At 50.7% G+C, this 21,562-nt stretch carries 4 protein-coding genes; all 4 read right to left on the reverse strand.

The window, feature by feature from the left end; translation table 11 throughout:
* Window positions 1–13: 13 nt before the first annotated feature.
* The 4 genes from OQ371_RS00135 to OQ371_RS00150 all read right to left on the reverse strand — a co-directional run bounded on the left by OQ371_RS00135 (window position 14) and on the right by OQ371_RS00150 (window position 21,343).
* The gene (locus tag OQ371_RS00135; RefSeq protein ID WP_265991517.1) at window positions 14–1,516 is read right to left on the reverse strand and encodes a capsule assembly Wzi family protein; all 1,503 of its coding nucleotides are present in this window, start codon (window positions 1,514–1,516) and stop codon (window positions 14–16) included.
* 482 nt (window positions 1,517–1,998) lie between these two features.
* Window positions 1,999–5,328 (reverse strand): malectin domain-containing carbohydrate-binding protein, encoded by a 3,330-nt coding sequence (locus OQ371_RS00140; RefSeq protein ID WP_265991518.1) that lies wholly within the window; start codon window positions 5,326–5,328, stop codon window positions 1,999–2,001.
* Window positions 5,329–6,948: 1,620 nt separating this feature from the next.
* Entirely contained in the window at window positions 6,949–10,245 is a 3,297-nt protein-coding gene (locus OQ371_RS00145; RefSeq protein WP_265991519.1) for a PKD domain-containing protein, read from the reverse strand.
* 2,275 nt (window positions 10,246–12,520) lie between these two features.
* Window positions 12,521–21,343, reverse strand: a complete 8,823-nt coding sequence (locus tag OQ371_RS00150; protein ID WP_265991520.1) for a putative Ig domain-containing protein — start codon at window positions 21,341–21,343, stop codon at window positions 12,521–12,523.
* Window positions 21,344–21,562 lie beyond the last annotated feature (219 nt).

Genomic DNA, 21,562 nt, shown 5'->3' on the forward strand with positions numbered 1-21,562 from the left:
AAGAAGACTATAATCACCACCGTTTTCTTAATCCTAGGTACCCCCCAATTGCATTGTCGTACAACTGTCCAGAATCCAACGAAACGGCGGCTTGTAGTTCGGCTCCACCTAACCAAGTTGTTGGAATTGATGTGCGCAACACACCCGAAAACTGGTTAACGTGTCTGTTTCTGTATACCGGATTAACGAAGGGGCCATAATTTTGACTAACAGCAAGATGAGTCTCCAATTGGACGCCTGAGTTAAAACCGCCCGCAAAGGCAAAATGTGCCATTTTTATTCGGTTATTAATGATCATTCGCCTGGATCTATTTAACGGTAGTGAAAATTCCTGGCGAATATCTTTTCCCCGAGTGATGAATGGGGTACCAATTATACGCTGCCGGGTTGACCAACCGTCAATGTATTGGCTGTGGTTAAAATAAGTGTCCCCTTCATAGCGTCCCGTCAAGCCTTCCGGCACTTTATCGCCGTTGGTAGTATTAAAATATTCGAGTGTTAGCTGATTTATACGGAATTTGTAATCACTCCTATTTCCTGTGTTTTTAATTCGAATACCGTATAGACCGTCTAATGAATTGGCAAAAGCTAACCCCGATCGATCCTCAAATGGATGTTGATAATACAACAGTAAATTCCACTTTTCAACCATGAGTTCCGCACCGAAATCCAAAGATCCCAAGTGGTTTCCTATTTGGTTATTCGAATCGATTCCCGGGTAATTGGCGGGTCGGTTTCTGGGCGGTCTAGCGACAATAAGGTCCGTGTAATCCCTGAAAGAAGAAGGGAGCTTACCGTCAACGGTTAAGGATTGCTTCAAATAGTCAGACCTTCCTCCCCATTGCACGTTATGAATAATGCCAGCGTAGAACTTAGCTTTCCACGTTGGCTTCCCAAACCGGACAAACAGTGACTTTTGGTGCAGAAACGAACCCTGAACCGAATCGGTGTTTGGAAACCATCCGTGAGCATAAAGAAAATTGAACGCGACAATACTTTTCGTGAATTTTAAAGGAACAAAGCCGTTAGTCCCTATTTGTATTTTTGGAATGGGCGTGGCATTCTGCGACCAGGAATAAAACCCTGACGTGTAGGTTGAATCGCCCAACCCTATAATTTCCCGCCGTTTTCCGGCATAAATGTAAAAGCTTCCGACGCCAGTCATGGCATACGCTTCCGGAAGCACGATCTGGTTGGTCTGGGCAACGTTACCTGCGGCATACACACCATAGTTTGCAAACCACCGGCTGCGTTTAACTGTGCTGTCCGCTTTCCACTCTCCGTGTGCGCCCAATCGAACCGTTCCCACGGGAGCAGTTAGTGGAACAATACCGTATTGATTAGCTCGCAACCAGAACGGCATTCGCTTAGTCGAAGAAATGAAAGCCCCGACTTCAGCCGAATAGCCTCCGGTAAAGTTGGTCGTCTTTTGAGCGAAAAGTGTACTAACGATTAAATAAAAAACTAGAAAGAGAGCGTAATGTCTTCGCATGGCCTGCGTTAAATAAAATTTCACTAGTTACGGTATTCTGAATGACAGCACAGAAAAGTTTACACTGTCCCGCACGGTTTACTATAGATTAATCACGACTGGTTAAGATAACCGCATAACTGTAGCGCAGATAAGCTTTTGCAGATTTGAATTCAGGTTATTCAGGAATAGACCCTATTTTTTATGACACGTTAAGGCTCGAACTATAACTTTTCCTGTATCTATTGTAACATAAACGAACAGGGCATTTATTTAACTTGTAAGTATAAAGAACAATTAGCTTCTTTCTGCTGATCCACGTGGTTATTTACTTAATGGCGTGTCTCAAACGCTATCGCTTACCCACAAGCATATTACTAGCAATCGACGAATGCAAGGCAATTTACGTCCTGAGTTCCTACTTGCCTTTCTACCTTGGAACACAATCATTTTAATTCGGAAGTCTATTTACTAGCAAAAAAAAGCCGCTCATAAGATGAGCAGCTTTTTAAATGATCAGCTATTATTTATTTTTTCATTAGCTTATACTGTTTAGCCTGCTGGCCTTCACCTACCTGTAGGATGTATAAACCAGGTGCATACCCTTGCCCTAAGCGGATGACCTGTTCGGTTTGTACATCCGCTAACTGATGGGTAATCCGCCCAAACGTATCGTAAACAACCACTGGCAACTTGCCTTCTCCCCGACCTTTCACCCGAATTGTGAACGACTCGGCAAACGGATTCGGGTAAGACTCAATCTGCAGATCGACTGTTTCCGCGCTCGGTATGGAGCCTAGCCGCGCCGTAGTTGCTCCCGTACCAATTACTTCAATAGCCGACACCTTCGCGTTGTTGGTGCTACCTCGTGAGAAATTAAGGTTCAGCATTCCATCACGTACCGTAGTAGTAAACGTTTCCTTAATGGCCACGAAGCCACCCCCCGCTTTGTTGAAGATATCGAATTCGGTCAGTTTTCGTTCTCCTTCAATGTCTACGTTAAATTTGCGCTGACCGGCTCCTTTTGCAAAAACTTCGGCAAAATGCAGTATAACGTTATAAGTACCGTTGGCTACCGGCAGGTTGTATGAGAAATCTCCAAACCGTTCTTTCTTGTAGAGGTCATCATCTTCCGTGTTTTTGATGTCTTCACCAACAAAGTTGGAGAAGATATTGCCTCCGTTTACGTAGCTATCAGCGCTGAACACTTTGCCGTCAGATGTCGTGTAAGCCTCTCCCCCGGCATTGATCCGGTAAACACTTGTTGCGGGCTGCTCCGGTTCGTCGGGTTCGTATGAGGAGCTTTTGATCAGGACAACCCAGTCTTGCAGAATAATGGAGTTGGGTGGCAAGCCAATCGACTTACTGCCATTACCCGAAATGCTGCGAACCGTCCCGTTTTGCAGACTGCCGCCGTTGCGGGGATCATACCACTGAACCGTGTAAGTACCGCCACCCGTGTTAATGTGGGCCGTTCCACCATCTTTCAGGTACAGGACATACACTTTTCCCTCCTGACCTAGCACCCAGCCCCGGTTGGAGTTATCCATCGGAACAGCGTCTTTGTAAGGAACGTAGCTCCGGAAGAAATCCATGGCGTAGCGGGTAAAGCGGTACATTTTAGCCCGCGAACGGTAATCTTCAGCGGCCAGATCGGTTTCGCCCGTATAGCCTCCGAAGTAGTATTCAATACCGGCACCGCCCGCCATCAGGTTACCCCACAAACACTCTTTGCGAATCTGATCCTGGTTATCGGGAATAATTCCGCGATTACCCCTGTAATCCGCATCACAGGCTACCCCAACTGAATTCTGTTCGTCGTTGGCCACAATCCACTTCTTACCGGCTTTGGCTGATTTTTCTACCCACTCCAGCGTTTCCTTGTAGACATTGTTCCAGTCAGTCTGGATCGAAACGCCCGTGTAATCTGCGTTGTTGCCCAGCAAAGGCGTGTACACTTCACCCTGCTGTTTGACGTTAGTGTGAATGACGATGTGGTTCTTGTACGGATCGTGGTCGTAGAAGTACTGAGCCATATCCTTGCGTTGCTGCGTAGTCTGAACGTTCTCTTCCCCCATGTTCCAGTTCAGGGCCAGGTGGTGACCAAACCGCGCAATCAGTTCCCGGTAGTACAGCTTCCGTTGAGTGCCAACATTACCACCATCCAAGAGGTTGCAATTTTCCCGCTCCTGAGTTTTAAAGTGCAGGTACATGCCCAGCTTTTCGCCGTGCTCAAACACCGTCTCCCACTGATCCAGCTTCGAGCAGTCGAAACGGGTGTAATCGTTCGAACTGACATACGGATACACGTTGCGGTCATCCCCAATGATACCTAGTGTAATGAAGGAAAAGACGTTCATCTGCTGGCTGGCCAGGTAATTAACCGCCCCGATGATGCCCTTACCTTTGCCACCTTGCCAGGTAGGATCGCCCTCTTTCCAGTCCTGCACGTGCGGGTTCCAGGTCTTACGCCGATTGCCAATGTTGGTGGTGTTGTCAAAATCAACGTAAGAGAGGAAGTTCTCGGGTGAGTCAACCCCGCCTTTTAGAAAATATTCGCCGGTTTCGGCAAACTGCATATACCGTTCACCAACGTATTTCAGACGGCCCTTTGCCCGGAGGTCAGTACCGGTTTTGTTGGTCGCCTGGACGGTGAACCGCCCCGATTTTCCATCCACTGATTCGACAGCCTCACCAGCATTTTCATCGTCACTGACAGCAACGTTAGAACCTTTGCGCATGGAGATGGTATAATTCCAGACTCCGGTCTCATCGGGAGAGAAATGAACTTTCCAGATGTTACCGGCATTAGCGCTGGTGTTGGCTGCGTTCCCATCGGCGGCAAAGTAGCCCGGCACCACGTAACGTTTGGCACCTTTGGTGAAGATGACGTTTAGACGGTAGTTCAGGAAAGGGTTTTCTGCTGCGGTTTCGGCAGTTTCAGGCCCCTGAATGGCCAGCGTAACCTTGTGCCATTTTCTTAGTTCTCCCTGCACGACTACATTGGCCGGCGTTTGATTGTCACCGGGCTCTTCCTGAGGTGGTACGCTGGAAATAACCGTGAAATTAACCGTTAGCGGTGTACCCGCTTCACCTGAGGAATTGTAAGGTGTAGCGGTCAGGGTGTGCGATCCCAGCGAGGGCGTCCAATCGTAATGACCCTGGTCGGCATCACCGGCCATCGTATAAGGGGGAACGGTTTCAGTGCGGAAGTTTTCATTACCATTCAGGGCGAAAACCACTTTACTAATCGTTGATGAATTGGTATTGGCCCGCACGTTCAACAGATTACCCGTCAATCTCAGGTCTATCTGGGTACCATTTTGCAGAGGCCCCAGATCGGAATTCGTGCTGGCGTTAATCAGCGTGAAACCCGTCAGCGCGGCATTGTCGGGTGTACTGGCAATTACCGTGAAAGAAATAATCAGGGGAAGACCCGCCTGGCCAGAAGCATTATACGGTGTGGCCTTTAAGGTATGGGCGCCCAGGGAAGGCGTCCAGTCGTAATGCCCTTGATCGGTGTCACCCGCCAAGGTATAGGGCGCTACGGTTTCGGTACGGAAATTTTCGTTGTCATCCAGCGCGAAGACCACCTTGCTGATGCGCGACGAATTGGTATTGGCCCGCACATTTAGCATCATACCCGTCTGAGTCAGGTCAATTACATCACCATTCTTCAGCTGATTTAGATCCGTGCTTGTAGAGGCATTAATCAGGGTGAAGCCCGTCAGCGCATCAATGTCGGGCTTCTCTTCACCCGTTGGCGCGGTAGCAACCACCGTAAAATTAATAGTGAGTGGCGTACCGGCTTCCCCGTCAGCGTTATAGGGTGTTGCTTTCAGGGTATGAGCACCCACTGAGGGGGTCCAATCATAGTAATCTCCATCATTATCACCCGCTAAAGTAAAAGGAGCCTCTTTTTCCGTTCTGAAATTATCGTTTCCATCTAAAGCAAAGACCACCTGAGTGACTGCAGACGAGCTAGCGTTAGCCCGGACATTGAGGAGATTGCCTGTAACGCTTAAGTTAACGACGCTACCATCCTGCAAAGCTCCTAACTCGGTATTTGTCCTTGAATTGAGGAGTGTGAAACCCGTTAGGCTTTGAGCATAACTCCGAAATTGAAGTAGCGTTAGCAGGACTAAGTAATAAGGAAAGAGCTTGTACCTCTTCCACCTTTGGGATAGTTGTTCCATAAGATAGGACAAATTTTTAAAGTAAAGATGTTACAATAAATGCCTGAGCGAGGACTCAGTTAAACACTAAAAATAAACTCAACAGAAACTGACCATAGAGTAGGTTTTGGGGTTAAAACCGACCTTTATAATAAATGTTCAGGCCACCTTGGCGTGTCCTTCAATCCATATTTGGGTTGTTCTTTTGGGTACTCAGTAGCAATTACTTAGAGAGAAGTATAAAAAAAATTAAAGACTATTTGTGGTGCGTTTGGTCCAGTAGTAAGATCGATAAGCCAATAACCATCATAGAGAATGAAAATCTGACTGCGAATGAAGGATGATGTAAATTTCCCGTACTACTAAATAAGTCAACAAGAGGTTCAAAACAATCACATACCTATATAAAATGACTCAGTTCTAAAATAAATCACATTTTTTAAATAATTAATTTAAACATATATAATACCGTTCAGTAAAAATTTGAAAATGACGGTTCAGAAACCGCTCCTATTACGGCCTAGCAAATTTCAGGCTTAAATAGCTTATAGCCTTAATAACCAACGCCTTAATGGGTTTTGGTGGTTAAAATATCACCAATAGTGCTTCAAAGAATAACCAGACCCTTGGTAATCATGAATTAATCCGGTCAGTAAGTTGTAAGCCAAATCCTCAAACAAGATAAATATGAGTTTTATGCCATTGACAAGGCAACCACTCACCCCTTTTTAATTACCAGACAGGCCTTTTAAGTATTTCCAATTACAAATGAATAGTAAGGTTTATGTTGCCATTAAATTTCAAAATGTAACCTTAGTACCTTTTGTAAGATAATAATCATTTAGTTAACGGCTTTTTAACAGATTTTAGAATTCAAGATGTTACCAATCCCTGAAGACAACATTAATTAAGTACCAGTATTTATCAGACAAATAAGGCTTTTAGCTTAACAACCAATTATAAGCAATTCTTTTTCGATACTTTGGAAAGAAACGTATTTATCAGACATTATCTAATCTTAACTTTATTTTTTGCTGTTCTAGAATGTGTTATAGTTAATAAACTAAATGCAGCTATACCCAAGTCTAAGAATCATATTAACAGTGGATGATATCTTTAATTGAAATGCAAACCAGAACTTACCATGCCCGCGAACAACTATGCTATTACTATTTGAATGACACTTGCACCATTCGTTTCTAAACATGTATGCCTTAGCATGCTAACCAATCTGGTCGGCGTGCTAAGGCATACATGTTTAGAAACGAATCTTTTAATCAGGATCGACTCTTGAACTGATCACTAATTCTTCATCAGCTTGTGCCGCTTAGTCATATCACCTTCACCAACCTGTAGTATATACATGCCTGGTGCATGTTCGTTTCCAAATTGAATTAGTTGGTCTGGCTGAACATCCGCTAGTTGTAAGACCGCTCTACCATAGCTATCATAGACGACCACTGGTAATTTTCCTTCTTCTCTGCCTTTTACTTCCAGAGTGAATGAATCCACAAAAGGGTTAGGGTATGTTTTGACCGTCAATCCGGCAATCTCCGGGTCATCTTCTGCACTCATACGGGCAGAGGATTGGTTGACGACCGTAAAATTAATTGTTAGCGCCTTGCCAGCTGTTCCCTTTCCTCCTGCTTCTGTGTAAGGAGTTACTTTTAACGTATAGCTACCTGTGCTGGGAGTCCAACTCTTATAATCACCATTGGTATCCCCAAACAAAGCGTAGGGAGCGGCTGTTTCGGTTTGATTTCTGCTTTGTCTTCCGCTCAATTCCATTACCACCGAACCTACCACAGTTGGGCTCGTGTTAACTCGTATGTTTAAATTTCGCGTCGGCAACTTAGCAAGATTTAACTCTTCGCCATTGGACAACACTTTGATTTCTTTGTCGGTATTAGCGTTCATTAAGCTAAAACTAACAACGGCTTGTTGACTGGGACTGGGTGACGTTGGATTTGATGGTTCTGATGGAACCGTTGGATCAGGTACCTCCGACGGAGTACCTGAAGAAGCCACGACAATAGTTACATCATCAGTAACCTGCCGATTATCCTTATCCTTTACCGTCAGCCGGAAGACGTAGGTGCCTGTCGGCATCCTGCTCACCAAGGGGGTGAGGGTATTCATGCTCGACATGGCCGGATTAGGACCCGATACCTTTACCCAAGCTGTGCTGGCAATGTTGCCGACCGGACTGCTGGTGGCCTTGCCCGGCAACACAATGCTGTTCGTCGGTAAAACCAATCTCCGATCCGGACCCGCATCAGCCGTCAGCTGCGCCGGGATCGGCGTGCACGAGCCCGTCCGTACCGCCCCGTGCGTTACTCTATTGAAGAAGACGTCATTCACTAAGTTCTTTACATTCGTCATTCGCGTGTTGCACACATACGTGTTGTAACTGCCGCTGTTGAAATGGATGGCATGCTCGCTGTTGATGGCCGTGTTGTTCTCCAGGATCGTGCCCAACACCGCTGCAATGTCCTCGTCAACGTAATCTCTACCCGCCGAGTGAAACTCCAGCGTGTTGAGATACCCCTCCGGGTAGGGGTCCCCGTGGATGTCCGCCCCCATGTTGGGCTGACCCGCCCGCAGCGTGTTGCCGCGCATCTCCAGACCCAGCACCGAGGTGCCGAAACACTTCTCCTGCGACTGCTGGACGGTGTGCACCCCGATGAAGTTGCCCACCAGCACGTTGGTGTTGCTCACCCGGTTGCCCACAAGCTGGTTGTTGTACATGGGAATAAACGTCTGGGTGCTGCCCCGCATCTGCTGGGAGGGCGTTAGATCGATCGAGCCGCTGTTCAACAGCGTGTTGTCCACAATGGCCACCTGGGTGGTGGCGTTCTTGTAGAGGGTGATGCCCCGGTAGTTGCCCTCCATGCTGTTGCCCTTGATGAGCCAGTTCTCCGAGCCCCAGTTGAAGATCGCATACCGGCTGCCGGCCGCGGGCGTCACCTGCCAGGGCCGATCCACCGTCAGCGTGTTGCCGCTGCGGCTGACAATCCGGCGCCACTGGCCCATGCCCTTGCCGTGCACGATGGCCACCACCGGGCTTTGCTTGAGACTGCCCCAGGTCTTGGCATCGTCCCGCAGGCTGCTGGCCGAGGCCCCACTGACCGTGCCGGTGTCTTCGTCGGGCCGGGTGGCCCCGCCCCCTTCGGCGATGATGGCTTCGCCGTCGAAGTTGTTCTGGGCGGGCCCATTGATAACTTTCAGCGTGTTGTTGAGGACGGCCACATCCAGAGCAAAGTTCATCACCAGCACGTGGTTGACCCGCTCGAGGGGGTAGCGGGCCGAGCCATCGCGCAGGATGGTGTTGTTCTCGATGATGCCGTCGTGGCTGCGGTCGAAGTTGAGTCCATCGACGGCGAAGGTGACGTGGTTGCCGGTGAAGACGTAGTTGGAGCATTCGTTGAGCATGAAGGGGCCGCGGTAGCTGAACTGGTTGTCGACGCCGTGGGTGAAGTCCGAGTTGGCGATGACGAGTTTATCGCTGCCGTTGAACCAGATCCAGTTGCTTTTGGCCAGGTCAAAGCGGATGCGCTGCAGGAACATCTCACTGCCTTTACCCCGCATATTAGTAACCAGGTCACCACTGGTATCAATGTTCAGTAAGGTCAGGTCCGCAATACCAGCCTGTTTGATTCCTGAATCCCAGTAAACCCCGACTTTATCGGAGTTGGTGTTGTAGCCAAACTTGATGATGGTCTGGTCCTTGCCGGCGCCCTGGAGCACCACCCGGTCCAGCATGCGGATGCCCTCAAAGTTGTCGGGAAAGTCCAGCTTGTAGGTGCCCGCTGGCAGGTAGACGATGCCCCCCCCGTCGGCGTTGGCCTTCTTGATGGCCTCGCGCAGGGCTTTGTAGTCACTCGTGTTGCCGTCGCCTTTGGCTTTGGTGCTCAGCCGCGAGTCGGTCTTGACGTTGTAGACGTTCTTGTAAAAGTCCAGCTTGGCGGCCCAGCCCACGTTGAGTTTGAAGTAGTCGGCCCCGGCCTTGATGGCGGTGATGGTCTTGCTCATTTTGGTTTCGCCCAGTGAGCCCCCAAAGCCATTGCTCACCCAGACGCTGTAGACGGTGCCGGGCTGCAGGCCGCTGGGGGCTTTCACCGTGAGGGCATAGGCATCGCCCCCGCTGACGGTGGCGTTGAGCGAGGTGCCATTGGAAGCCACAAACCGCACCTTAGCCGTAGCCCCGCTCACTTGCAGGTTCCGTCCGAAGATGCGCAGGGTGCCCTCGGGGGCGACTTCGGGGGAGTCGAAGTGCATGCCCCAGGCCTGGTTGATGAAGACTTTGGGGCTGTTCTGGCCATTGTCGGAGACCCAGACCTGGTAGAGGTCCAGGCCCAGGTCGGCCGGGATCTGGACGGTGGCCTGGTTGGCGCTCTGCACCAGGATGGGTAAGCTGACCGAGGAGGAGGAGGTGCCTTTGTTGAGGTAGGCTTTGGCCGACGCCCCGAAGTTGCCCTGCAGGCTGATGGCCGAACCGGGTTGAGCCGACAGGCTGGCGTTAAAGATGGCGGTCTGCGCCCGAGCAAAAATGCCGGTGCTTAATCCAAAGATCAAAAAGAGTAAGAAGCGTTGAGTCATTGTCAGGTTGATTTACAAGTTACGATGAGCACAAAAGTTTCCCAGGCAAGGCTTTTAGAGCTTTGCGATCCATAGAGGGTGATCGGTGTTAGTTATGTAGCTTTAGCCGCGATTCTAGGCGTCTTTCGCGAGCAAATCCGCAGAAACGAACGGGGCTAAAGAATGCATGTTGTAGATGGCGGTTTGATCAGTCGCTAACTGTTTACTCGATCCAGTCTGTAGATAGAAAATAAAGCGTTGAGCCATTTTAAAATGATTTACAAGTTACGGTATGCACAGTACTAGTGTAGTAAAGCCGGCGGGCGTTACTGCATCAACACACAGAATGTGAATTAATTACTCGATGATAATTTAGGATTCACACTTTCAAGTAGACCTGGATGGAGTTTTATTCACCTGAACTTTAAAAATGACTTCGGAGTACACAGTCATTATTCGCAGCCTCAATGTATATACAAGATGAGGCAATTGCTGTGCCAAGTACTAAAAATGATCGAAAACCAATTTCTGATAACCTAACTTTAAATTTCTGTTTCATTGTTAGTTGACCCAAAATGAGGCTTTTATTAAAATAAAATTTTTAGTTGAAATTTAGGATGTGGATTGATGATAGAATTAAGATATATAGATAGTAGAATGACTATTCTTTGCCCGACTGGCCTGCGACTTTTTCTGTAGATGCTCGATTTGATCCTGGTCAGTTGTCAGTTTGCGCGCCCATTTTACCGGCCGCGCTTGCGGCTTTGCCGCTGAATTTCGGACGGGCCTGATGAGTAGATTATCAAAAACATTTGCCTGGATCGGTCTTACATAGATGACTTTTTTCTCTTGCTCAAACCAATCTGTAACCGGCTTAAAAATCAGACGTTGACGATGTACGTACTCTATTTCGGGGTATGCATAACCAGCCAATTGAACGGTTCGGTCATTTATTACGTCGAACGATATACTGAATACGTTACTGCCTGTACATGACCCTGTATTTTCAGTATAGCAACTTACCCTAGGTATATACGTTGTTGTTAATTGGGAAGGGATCCGGTCGATGTTGTTGAAACTGTTGATGTCAAGTATAGGAACAACGCCGGCTGAATGATTTGGACAATGCCATAAGGTAGAAGCCTGAACAGATAACTTACAGAAAAAACCAAGCGCGACAAGTAAGGCTCTAGTTAAATTTTTTCGAGTGATTTTTTGTAAAGGTTTTCTGATCATAACGGTGTCAGCTTTATGATTTGTTACACTTCAAATTCAATAGCATTTCAGATTAGCTCTTCTTCTGCTTATAACGTATTTATGTGCTGATTCTGGAATCACTCCATTTGGACTTTCTACTGGCCTATCTCCGCTGAATAACCATCTATTCTCAACTAATGTATTGACATCAAATCTTTTAGACCTTTGTTACAAGTAAGCCCGTACCTTGTTTGTTCAGTTGTTAAGCCTAGCAGGTAAGAAAGCCTATTTAAGATTTAAACCGTTGAGTGATTGGAACTGAAAATGCCAACTGTGATTCAGGCCGGCATTATGATCGATATAGACGAAGCCTTGTCTTCCAGACCTAGATTAAAACGGAATTAAAAACAAATTAAAAAGTTCTTAGAAGAATTTGCAACATAATTCTGTATTAAATTTAAAACTAAACGATTGAAACCCTGATTACTTTAAGAGTATTTACTTATTCTACAACTACTTATAAAAAAAGCAAATCCTAGGCTCCGAGAGTGAGTATGATGTGGGCGGCTACTGGAATTAAAAACTTATTAGAAGCAAATTAAAAAATAATAAGAAAAAAACCGCAAAATAATTTTCAAGAGAGGACAAATTCAGGCGAAAAACAGCTGGATTATGCTTCTACTGATTAAAAACCAGTTCTTTAGAAACGAAAAAAAATCCGTAGCAAGTCAACCATTTACTAGAATTATGGCATTCATGTTTACATTTCAAAGCATTCGGTAACTAAGCTAACGCTCAATACAATCATTGGATTTACCAACTGTTTTCAAAATTAAGCAGTTGGTATTTTAGGTAATAATTCACTAGTCCAATTTATCAGGTATTTTTAAACGACCGAGCTGACAATCTTACATCCGTTGGCAATTTTAAGATAAGATCACCTCTACCTGGATGCTAAGCGACAAACCGCATTCAGCAACGACTACCTTGTTGGAAACAGTCTCAACCACAACTAAGCCTACTGGATGGTATGAAACCAGCATATATAAGAACGGTCCTGAAGAAATTCAGGACCGTTCTTATGGCTTTTTATAAATGATTATTGCGTTTTTATGATTCGGTAACGCCTGGCCGTCTTACCAACACCTAGTTGTAAGAGATAAACACCCGGAACGTATTCTTTTCCCATATGAATGGTTTGTTCGGGCTGCGCATCCTCCAGTCTCAAGCTTTCCCTGCCGTACATATCATAAATAACGATGGGCAAGCTTTCGTTTCCTTTACCTTGTACCTTTAACGTAAAATACTGATAGAAAGGATTGGGAGAATACGTCACCTTAATCTCCGCTGTTTCTGAATCTCGATCAGTCAGTATACGTGCTCCGGATGCCTGATCGATGACCGTGAAGCTGATCGTCAGCGGAGTGCCCGCCGTGCCCCCGGCTGCCGTAGCCGTGTATGGCGTGGCCGTCAGTGTGTAACTGCCCACCGCTGGTGCCCAGTTGTTGAAGTTGCCGTTGCTGTCGCCAAACAGGGCGTAGGGTGCCCCGTTGTCAACCTGGTTACGGCTCTGCTTGCCACTCAACACCATCCGCACCGAACCCACCGTACCAGGGTTAGTGTTGGCCCGGATGTTGATGCTGCGCGAAGCCAGCGTGGCCAGGTTGACCGTCTCCCCATCACTCATCACCTTAATCTCCTGATCACTGGTGGCGTTGATCAAACTGAAGCTGACCAGCGACTGAGCAGCCGCACTGACCGTCACGCTGAAGACCTTTTGATCCGACAGAGCGGGTGAGCCGTTGTCGGCTGCTTTGATGGTCAGGCTAAAGGTGCCGGTCGTTGTCGGCGTCCAGCTGAAGGCCCCCGTGCTGGCGTTGATGCTGGCACCCGATGGACCCGACACACTGTAAGTCAGCGTCTGAGCCGGCACGTCGCTATCCGTCGCTTGAGCCGTGAAGCTTAGCGTTTGACCCAGCGTGATGGTTTTGTCGCCAACGCTGGCCAGCACCGGGGCGCTGTTGGCCGGGCTGATGCTGATCACAAAACTGCTGCTGACACTGCCGCCTTTGCCATCATTGGCCGTCACCTTCACACTCAGACTGGCCGGTGTACTGCTGGTCGGTGTACCGCTGAAGGTGCGACTGCTGGCGTTGAAGCTCAGCCAGGCCGGCAGGGCCGCATTGTTCTCCAGGCTGGCCGTGTAGGTCAAGGCATCCCCATCGGCATCTGTGAAGCTGCCCGCGCTGAACTGGTAGCTGAAGGCCGTACCCACCTTGGCGCTTTGATTCACCAACGCCGTGGCTACCACCGGGGGCTGGTTGGTGGGGGCGGCCGTGTTGACCGTCACCGTGATGACTTCCTGCGCCGACAGAGCGGGCGAACCGCTGTCGGTCACCTTGATGGTCAAACTCACCGTACCCGTTGTGGTGGGCGTCCAGTTGAAGGCCCCCGTGCTGGCGTTGATGCTGGCCGATGCCGGGCCCGTCAGGCTGTAGGTCAGCGTTTGAGCCGGCACGTCGCTATCGGTGGCCTGAGCTGTGAAGCTCAGCGGCTGACCCAGCGTAACGATTTTATTGCCGATGGATGCCAGCACCGGGGCCGTGTTGGTGACAGGGGCCTGATCGATAACCGTGAAGCTGATCGTTAGCGGAGTACCCGCCGTCCCCCCGGCGGCTGTGGCCGTGTATGGCGTGGCCGTCAGCGTGTAACTGCCCACCGCTGGTGTCCAGCTGGTGTAATCGCTGCCAGAGTTGCCAAACAGGGCATAAGGTGCCCCGTTGTCAACCTGGGTGCGGTTAAGTGGTCCACTCAACACCATCCGCACCGAGCCCACCGTGGCCGGACTGGTGTTGGCCCGGATGCTGATGCTGCGCGAAGCCAGCGTAGCCAGGTTGACCGTCTCCCCATCACTCATCACCTTAATCTCCTGATCACTGGTGGCGTTGATCAAACTGAAGCTGACCAGCGACTGAGCAGCCGCACTGACCGTCACGCTGAAGACCTTTTGATCCGACAGTGCGGGTGAGCCGTTGTCGGTTGCTTTGATGCTCAGGCTGAAGGTGCCGGTGGTTGTCGGCGTCCAATTGAAGGCCCCCGTACTGGCGTTGATGCTGGCACCCGATGGACCCGACACACTGTAGGTCAGCGTCTGAGCCGGCACATCACTATCGGTGGCCTGAGCTGTGAAGCTTAGCGGCTGACCCAGCGTAACGATTTTATTGCCGATGGATGCCAGCACCGGGGCCGTGTTGGTGACAGGGGCCTGATCGATAACCGTGAAGCTGATCGTTAGCGGAGTACCCGCCGTGCCCCCGGCGGCCGTAGCCGTGTATGGCGTGGCCGTCAGTGTGTAACTGCCCACCGCTGGTGCCCAGTTGTTGAAGTTGCCGTTGCTGTCGCCAAACAGGGCGTAGGGTGCCCCGTTGTCAACCTGGTTACGGCTCTGCTTGCCACTCAACACCATCCGCACCGAACCCACCGTACCAGGGTTAGTGTTGGCCCGGATGTTGATGCTGCGCGAAGCCAGCGTGGCCAGGTTGACCGTCTCCCCATCACTCATCACCTTAATCTCCTGATCACTGGTGGCGTTGATCAAACTGAAGCTGACCAGCGACTGAGCAGCCGCACTGACCGTCACGCTGAAGACCTTTTGATCCGACAGTGCGGGTGAGCCGTTGTCGGCTGCTTTGATGGTCAGGCTAAAGGTGCCGGTCGTTGTCGGCGTCCAGCTGAAGGCCCCCGTGCTGGCGTTGATGCTGGCACCCGATGGACCCGACACACTGTAGGTCAGCGTCTGAGCCGGCACGTCACTATCGGTGGCCTGAGCTGTGAAGCTTAGCGGCTGACCCAGCGTAACGATTTTATTGCCGATGGATGCCAGCACCGGGGCCGTGTTGGTGACAGGGGCCTGATCGATAACCGTGAAGCTGATCGTCAGCGGAGTACCCGCCGTGCCCCCGGCGGCTGTGGCCGTGTATGGCGTGGCCGTCAGCGTGTAACTGCCCACCGCTGGCGTCCAGCCGGTGTAATCGCTGCCAGAGTTGCCAAACAGGGCATAAGGTGCCCCGTTGTCAACCTGGGTGCGGTTAAGTGGTCCACTCAACACCATCCGCACCGAGCCCACCGTGGCCGGACTGGTGTTGGCCCGGATGTTGATGCTGCGCGAAGCCAGCGTAGCCAGGTTGACCGTCTCCCCATCACTCATCACCTTAATCTCCTGATCACTGGTGGCGTTGATCAAACTGAAGCTGACCAGCGACTGAGCAGCCGCACTGACCGTCACGCTGAAGACCTTTTGATCCGACAGTGCGGGTGAGCCGTTGTCGGTTGCTTTGATGCTCAGGCTGAAGGTGCCGGTGGTTGTCGGCGTCCAATTGAAGGCCCCCGTACTGGCGTTGATGCTGGCACCCGATGGACCCGACACACTGTAGGTCAGCGTTTGAACAGGGAAGTCAGGGTCGGTGGCTTGGGCTGTCAGACTCAGTGTCTGGCCGGCCGTCAGCGTCTGGTTGCTGATCGCCGTTAAAACCGGTGCCTGATTGGCCGGAGCAGTAGCTGGTACAATCTCAATGGCATTGACTTTGGGGCTCTGCGAGCTGCCCGTACTGAAGGCAACATTTAACGTCCCATCCGTAACATTCACCCCTAACGTTTCCTGCATGGCCTTGAGCGTGCCCCCCGCTTTCTGAGCAATGTCATACTCAGTCAGTCGACGAACCCCTTCCACATCCACATGAAACTTACGGGTAGTTGACCCGCTGATCACCCCCGAGAAGGTTTCGGCGAAGTGCAGGATTAGGTTATAATAGCCGTTGCTGACGGGAACGGCATAGCTAAAGTCACCAAAGCGTTCGGTTTGGTATAGCGCGTCATCGACGGTATTATCGATGGGTACATTGCCGGCGTTGGCCGTGCTGCCTCCGCTAAAGTATGCATCAGCCGCGAATTGCCGGCTTCCGCTGGCCGCAAAGGAAGGTCCCCCGGCATTGATCCGTATGGCAGGCAAAATTACCGTGACTGTAAAAACTTTCTGATCCGACAAGGCCGGAGAACCGTTATCGGTCACCTTGACGGTGAAACTGCTGGTTCCCGTCCTAGTGGGCGTCCAGCTGATCACCCCCGTGTTGGCGTTGATGCTGGCACCACTCGGTCCGGTCAGGCTGTAGGTCAGCGTCTGAGCCGGCACATTGGCATCGGTAGCCTGCGCCGTCACATTCAGCGTCTCTCCTGTTGCTATCGTCTGGTTGCTAAGCGCCGTTAAGACCGGGGCCTGGTTGGGGACATTGATCGTTATTACAAAGTCATCGCTGCTCGTGCCGCCTTTGCCATCACGGGCCGTCACCTTAACGGTGATGCTGCCCGCGCTGCCCGAAGGCGGAGTGCCGCTAAATCGGCGGGTACTGGCAGTAAAGCTTAGCCAGCTTGGCAGATTTGCATTATTTGCCAGCGTAGCCGTATAGGTCATGGCATCCCCATTCGGATCGGCGAAGCTGTTTGCAGCAAACTGATACGCAAAGCTGGTGCCCACGGTTGCGGTCTGATCTAGCAGGGGATTGGCGACAACCGGGGGCTGGTTCGCGGGAGGAGTTGTCGGGGTAACCTCAATGGCATTGACCTTGGGGCTTTGCGACGAACCCTGACTAAAGGAAATGTTGAGCGTGCCATCCGTCACACTAATCCCGAATGTCTCCTGAACTGCCGTCCTTCCTCCACCAGCTTTTTGAAACACATCATACTCGGTGAGCTTCCGTATTCCTTCCATGTCTACGTTGAATTTTCGGCTCACTGTGCCGTTGATCACCCCGGAGTAGGTTTCGGCAAAGTGCAGAATGACGTTGTAGTAACCGCTGTTGAGGGGAATATTATAGCTAAAATTTCCGTACCGCTCGGCCTGGTATAATGCATCATCCTCGGTATTGTCGATAGGCACATTTCCAACGGTCGCCGTAAGACCTCCGTCAAAATAGGTATCGGTTACAAAAACCCGATTACCCGAAGCAAAGTAGGCAGACCCGGCTGCATTAATCCGCACCACCGAGTTGCCGGTCTGGGCGGCTGTGACGGTAACCGTGATGACTTCCTGAGCCGATAAAACCGGTGAGCCGTTGTCGGTTGCTTTGATGGTCAGGCTGAAGGTGCCGGTGGTAGCCGGTGTCCAGCTAAAATCTCCCGTAGTCGGATTCATCGTAGCCGATGCCGGTCCCGCAACGCTGTACGTAATGGTCTGAGCGGGCAGGTTGCTATCAGTGGCCCGAACCCGGAAATTCAGCGGCTGGCCTACGGTAGCGGTTTTGTTACCAATCGGGGCCAACATGGGCGGAACATTCTCGGTGGGGGTAATTACCGTAAGCCAAAAAATGTCACTGGCGCTCCCCCCCTGGCTGTCCGTGGCGGTCACTTTTATCGCTAGGTTAGGACAATTTTTCGGGGGTGTTCCGCTAAACACCCGGGTTGTGGTATTGAAACTTAACCAGGACGGCAAGGAAGAATTGTCCTCCAATCCGGCCGTCAGTGTGATGGGCTGCCCTTCCGGATCGGTGAAAGCCGTCGCACTGTAGGTATAACTGAATGCCTCATCAGCAACAGAAGACTGGTCGATAAAGGGCGTCGTGACAATTGGCGGTTCGTTGGCAGGAGCACTGGCGGGTACAATTTCAAAAGCCGAAATCGTGGGACTTTGTGAGGTACCCTTGATGAAACTAATGTTCAATACGCCATCCGTGACGGTAACTCCGATGGTTTCCTGAATGGCTTTCAGCACACCGCCTGCCCGCTGCGCAATATCGTAATTAGTCAATTTCCGGACGCCCTCAATATCCAGGTGAAAGTCGCGGGTAGTTGAACCGTCGACAACGAGCGGGAAGGTTTCGGCAAAGTGCAGAATGACTTTGTAGTAGCCATTCGTGACGGGCACGTTGTACGTAAATGTACCGTAATGATCGTTTTGGTACAAGGCATCATCCTCGGTGTTGGCAATGGCCGTTGCCGCCGACACCGACGAGTTCGTACCACCCGAGAAATAGGTATCTGCACTAAAAACCCGCCCACCGGATGCCGTGAAAGCCGGTCCACCCGAGTTAATTCGAATGGCACCATCTGCTACGTTGACGGTAATGATTTCTTCATCCGATAGCACCGGTGAACCGTTGTCGGACACTTTCACCGTCAGACTATACACCCCGCTTGCCGTCGGCGTCCAGGTAAACACCCCGGTAGCGGCCCCGATCTTGGCTCCCGACGGACCGGCTACACTGAACGTCAGCGTTTGTCCGGGCACGTCCGCATCGGTGGCCTGGGCCGTAAAAGTCATTGCCTGATTTACCGTTCCGGCCTTGTTTCCAATTGCAGCCAGCACCGGGGCAATGTTTGTCGGGGCGTCCAGAGTCACGCGCATAAAATCCCAGGTAGCCGTAAACGGCGTGGACCCACGCGCGGTTGAAATAATTCCCACCGCCAGAGCCGTTTGCCCTTTGATGGATTGCAGCAGCGGGCCACTCACCTGAATGGCCGGGCCTGCGTTAGTAATCTGCCCTCCGTCTTTGGAGTATTTCGGCTGAACTTTACCCGTTGCCGGATCAACCGACAAAAACAGATCAAGCGTTCCGGCCGGCATACCGCCGGGCAATGAATACGAGTTGCTCGTAGCAACACCGTTATTCTCATACACCACCTGCAGACTCGGTACCGTACCATTTGCCCCCAAAACAATTTTCAGGTAGTTTTCCTGATCACCCACCCCGATAAACAAGCCCTCCGATTGGTTAGCCTTGGGAATCTGGCTGTTGAAGAAAGCCCCCAGCAACCGGGTCTGGGCGGTATATGGTCCTGCGCTGGCGCTGGTATTGACCCCAAACTGGAAACCGTTCTCCTGCGTATTGAGTCCCTGAAACGCATCGCCGGGTGATGTTTCTTCGATCCCTAACGCCCCCACGGCCCCGCCAGCAATCAAATTCTCGTCGTCGAACAAATCCAGGTAATCTATTCCGGTTTGTTTGGGCAGCATCAGCCCCGTAAAACCCAGCCCAAACAAACCCGTTCCCGGATCGTTGTTAAACATCTCATAATGCACCGGCAGGCGCGTGGTCATCCCGTTATTTGGATCGAGAGCGAAATAATCTACATCGTCGTTCAAGCCATCGTTATCGTCATCGGGATCATTGAAATCGGACAGGAAATCACCGTCGGCGTCGCTGGGCCGGCTGGCCGAGGTACACGGGTTGGTGCCGTTATCGATTTCATCGGCATTGCTGTAGCCATCACCGTCATCATCAAAACTGGTGCTGTAAGCCGCTACGCAATTTTCCGGATCTTCGCGCGGTTCGAAAACATAGATCGAGTTCTGCAGGTAGCACACGACCCACACCGTGCCGGGAAAAATATCGTTGTCGCCCTGGGCCGTAATATCCAGCGGTTGTGCCGGGTCCGGCGCAAAATTGGAAGCAAAGGGGTTTTTCAGGTTCCTCCGCTTGGCGCCCCGGCTGTTGAGCACATCCGTCCCGTCGGCCGTCAGCTCAATATCCTGAATCGTACCATCGAAGGAAGCGGCCAGCAAGTGGCCTTTCAAGCCGTTGTTAAAATTGGAAGCCGTATATTCGGCGATCCCGTTTGTTGAACTGTTAAAGGTCAGCAGGGCGTTGTTGGTCTCACCCGGATTCTGAAAATCAGACTCGATTGGGTTCGCCATACTGACCGGCACGGGTGGCCAGTCGGCTGGCAGCGGGTCCAGACCAGATTTTGTGGTACGCCACACCCCCAATTGCCCATCGTGCGTGTAGAGTCCGGCTCCGGCGGGATTGGCCCGAATTGGGTTGGGGTGTCCGGCGTAATAACTTCCCGACACATAATTCCTAAGATCGCCTACGTAGTGAAAATGGTCGAGGTTATTCACCCGGGGGTCGTTCGGACCAGCGGTTGTCGAACCGGGCTCGCCGGAAACATAATTATTATTGACATTGGGGGTCCCTTCATTTTGCGGGTGTCCGCCCCAACCGGGATTGGCTCCGTTGTCTGTAACGTACATTTTCCGGGCTTTGGTGATCACCAGGTCATAGGCATTTCGGAAACCGGTAGCAAAGACCTGCACCGGGCCACCCGGTACAATTTTGGCCTGGTTCAACCCATCGTTTCCACCGAAAGGATCATTGGCATCCGGGTTACCCGGGCGGGTCGGATCGTCGAGCGTTGGAATGTCGTATTTGTATTTATTAGGCCCTGTTCCTTTCGTTGACATGGCTTCGATGGCCGCCAGGTCAATGGACAGCACAGCCGCCGACAAGGCGTATTCGGGCGTATAGGCAAACGTTGTTGAGGGCGAACCGGCGTTGGTATGGCCACCAATTGCCAGGTAGAGCATATTTCCGTCTTTGGCCATGCCCTCCACCGAGTGGTTCTCTTCCGAACGGGGCAATCCCCGAACCAAATCGATCTTGTCCCAGCCGGTGGAAGTTTTCGTCAGCTTTGAAATAATACCGGAATTGGTATCCAGATTCAAATCGCCGGCAGGCCCCCCCATGCGACTATCGCTCGAACTGACATAGATGATAGGCACGGAAGCCGACCCCGTGACCACCAGCCCGGTGACCTGCCGGACGGTAATGCTGGGGGCTAACGAACCGTCGTCGTTGTGGTTCGGAATTTCGTTGATTAGGTTGATAACCTCCTGATTGGCGATGGAATAATTGTTCGGGCCGTTTTTGACAATGGTAAAAACCTTGATCAGCCCATTCAACTGAGTAACGTAGAGCCTACCGTCCGGTCCAAACTGCAACGAGGTGGGATTTTGCAAGGAGGCTGAAATGTTTAAACGCCCCTGTTTGTCACCCTTTAACTGACTGGAGATAAAGTTGAAACCCGCTTTCTTCAACTCTTCCTCCGTCGGTTTCTTCGGTTGTTTTTTCTTGAGCGTGTAGGCTTGCGGCACTTGCTCGGGATTAAGACCGCCTGTTTGGCTTAATGCGCTTAATGCACTTAAAATAGAGAAGGTAAATAGTAAGGCACTGCGCATTACTGAATTGAATTCAGTAAACGTATTTTTCATGCGATTGTATAAGTTAGGTGGATAAGTGATGCAAAAAGAAAATTTTAAATGATTATACTTACATACGAAATTTTAATCTAAGGATAGTCCTTAGATTAAAAC

The organism is Larkinella insperata, assembly GCF_026248825.1.
Lineage (GTDB): Bacteria > Bacteroidota > Bacteroidia > Cytophagales > Spirosomataceae > Larkinella > Larkinella insperata.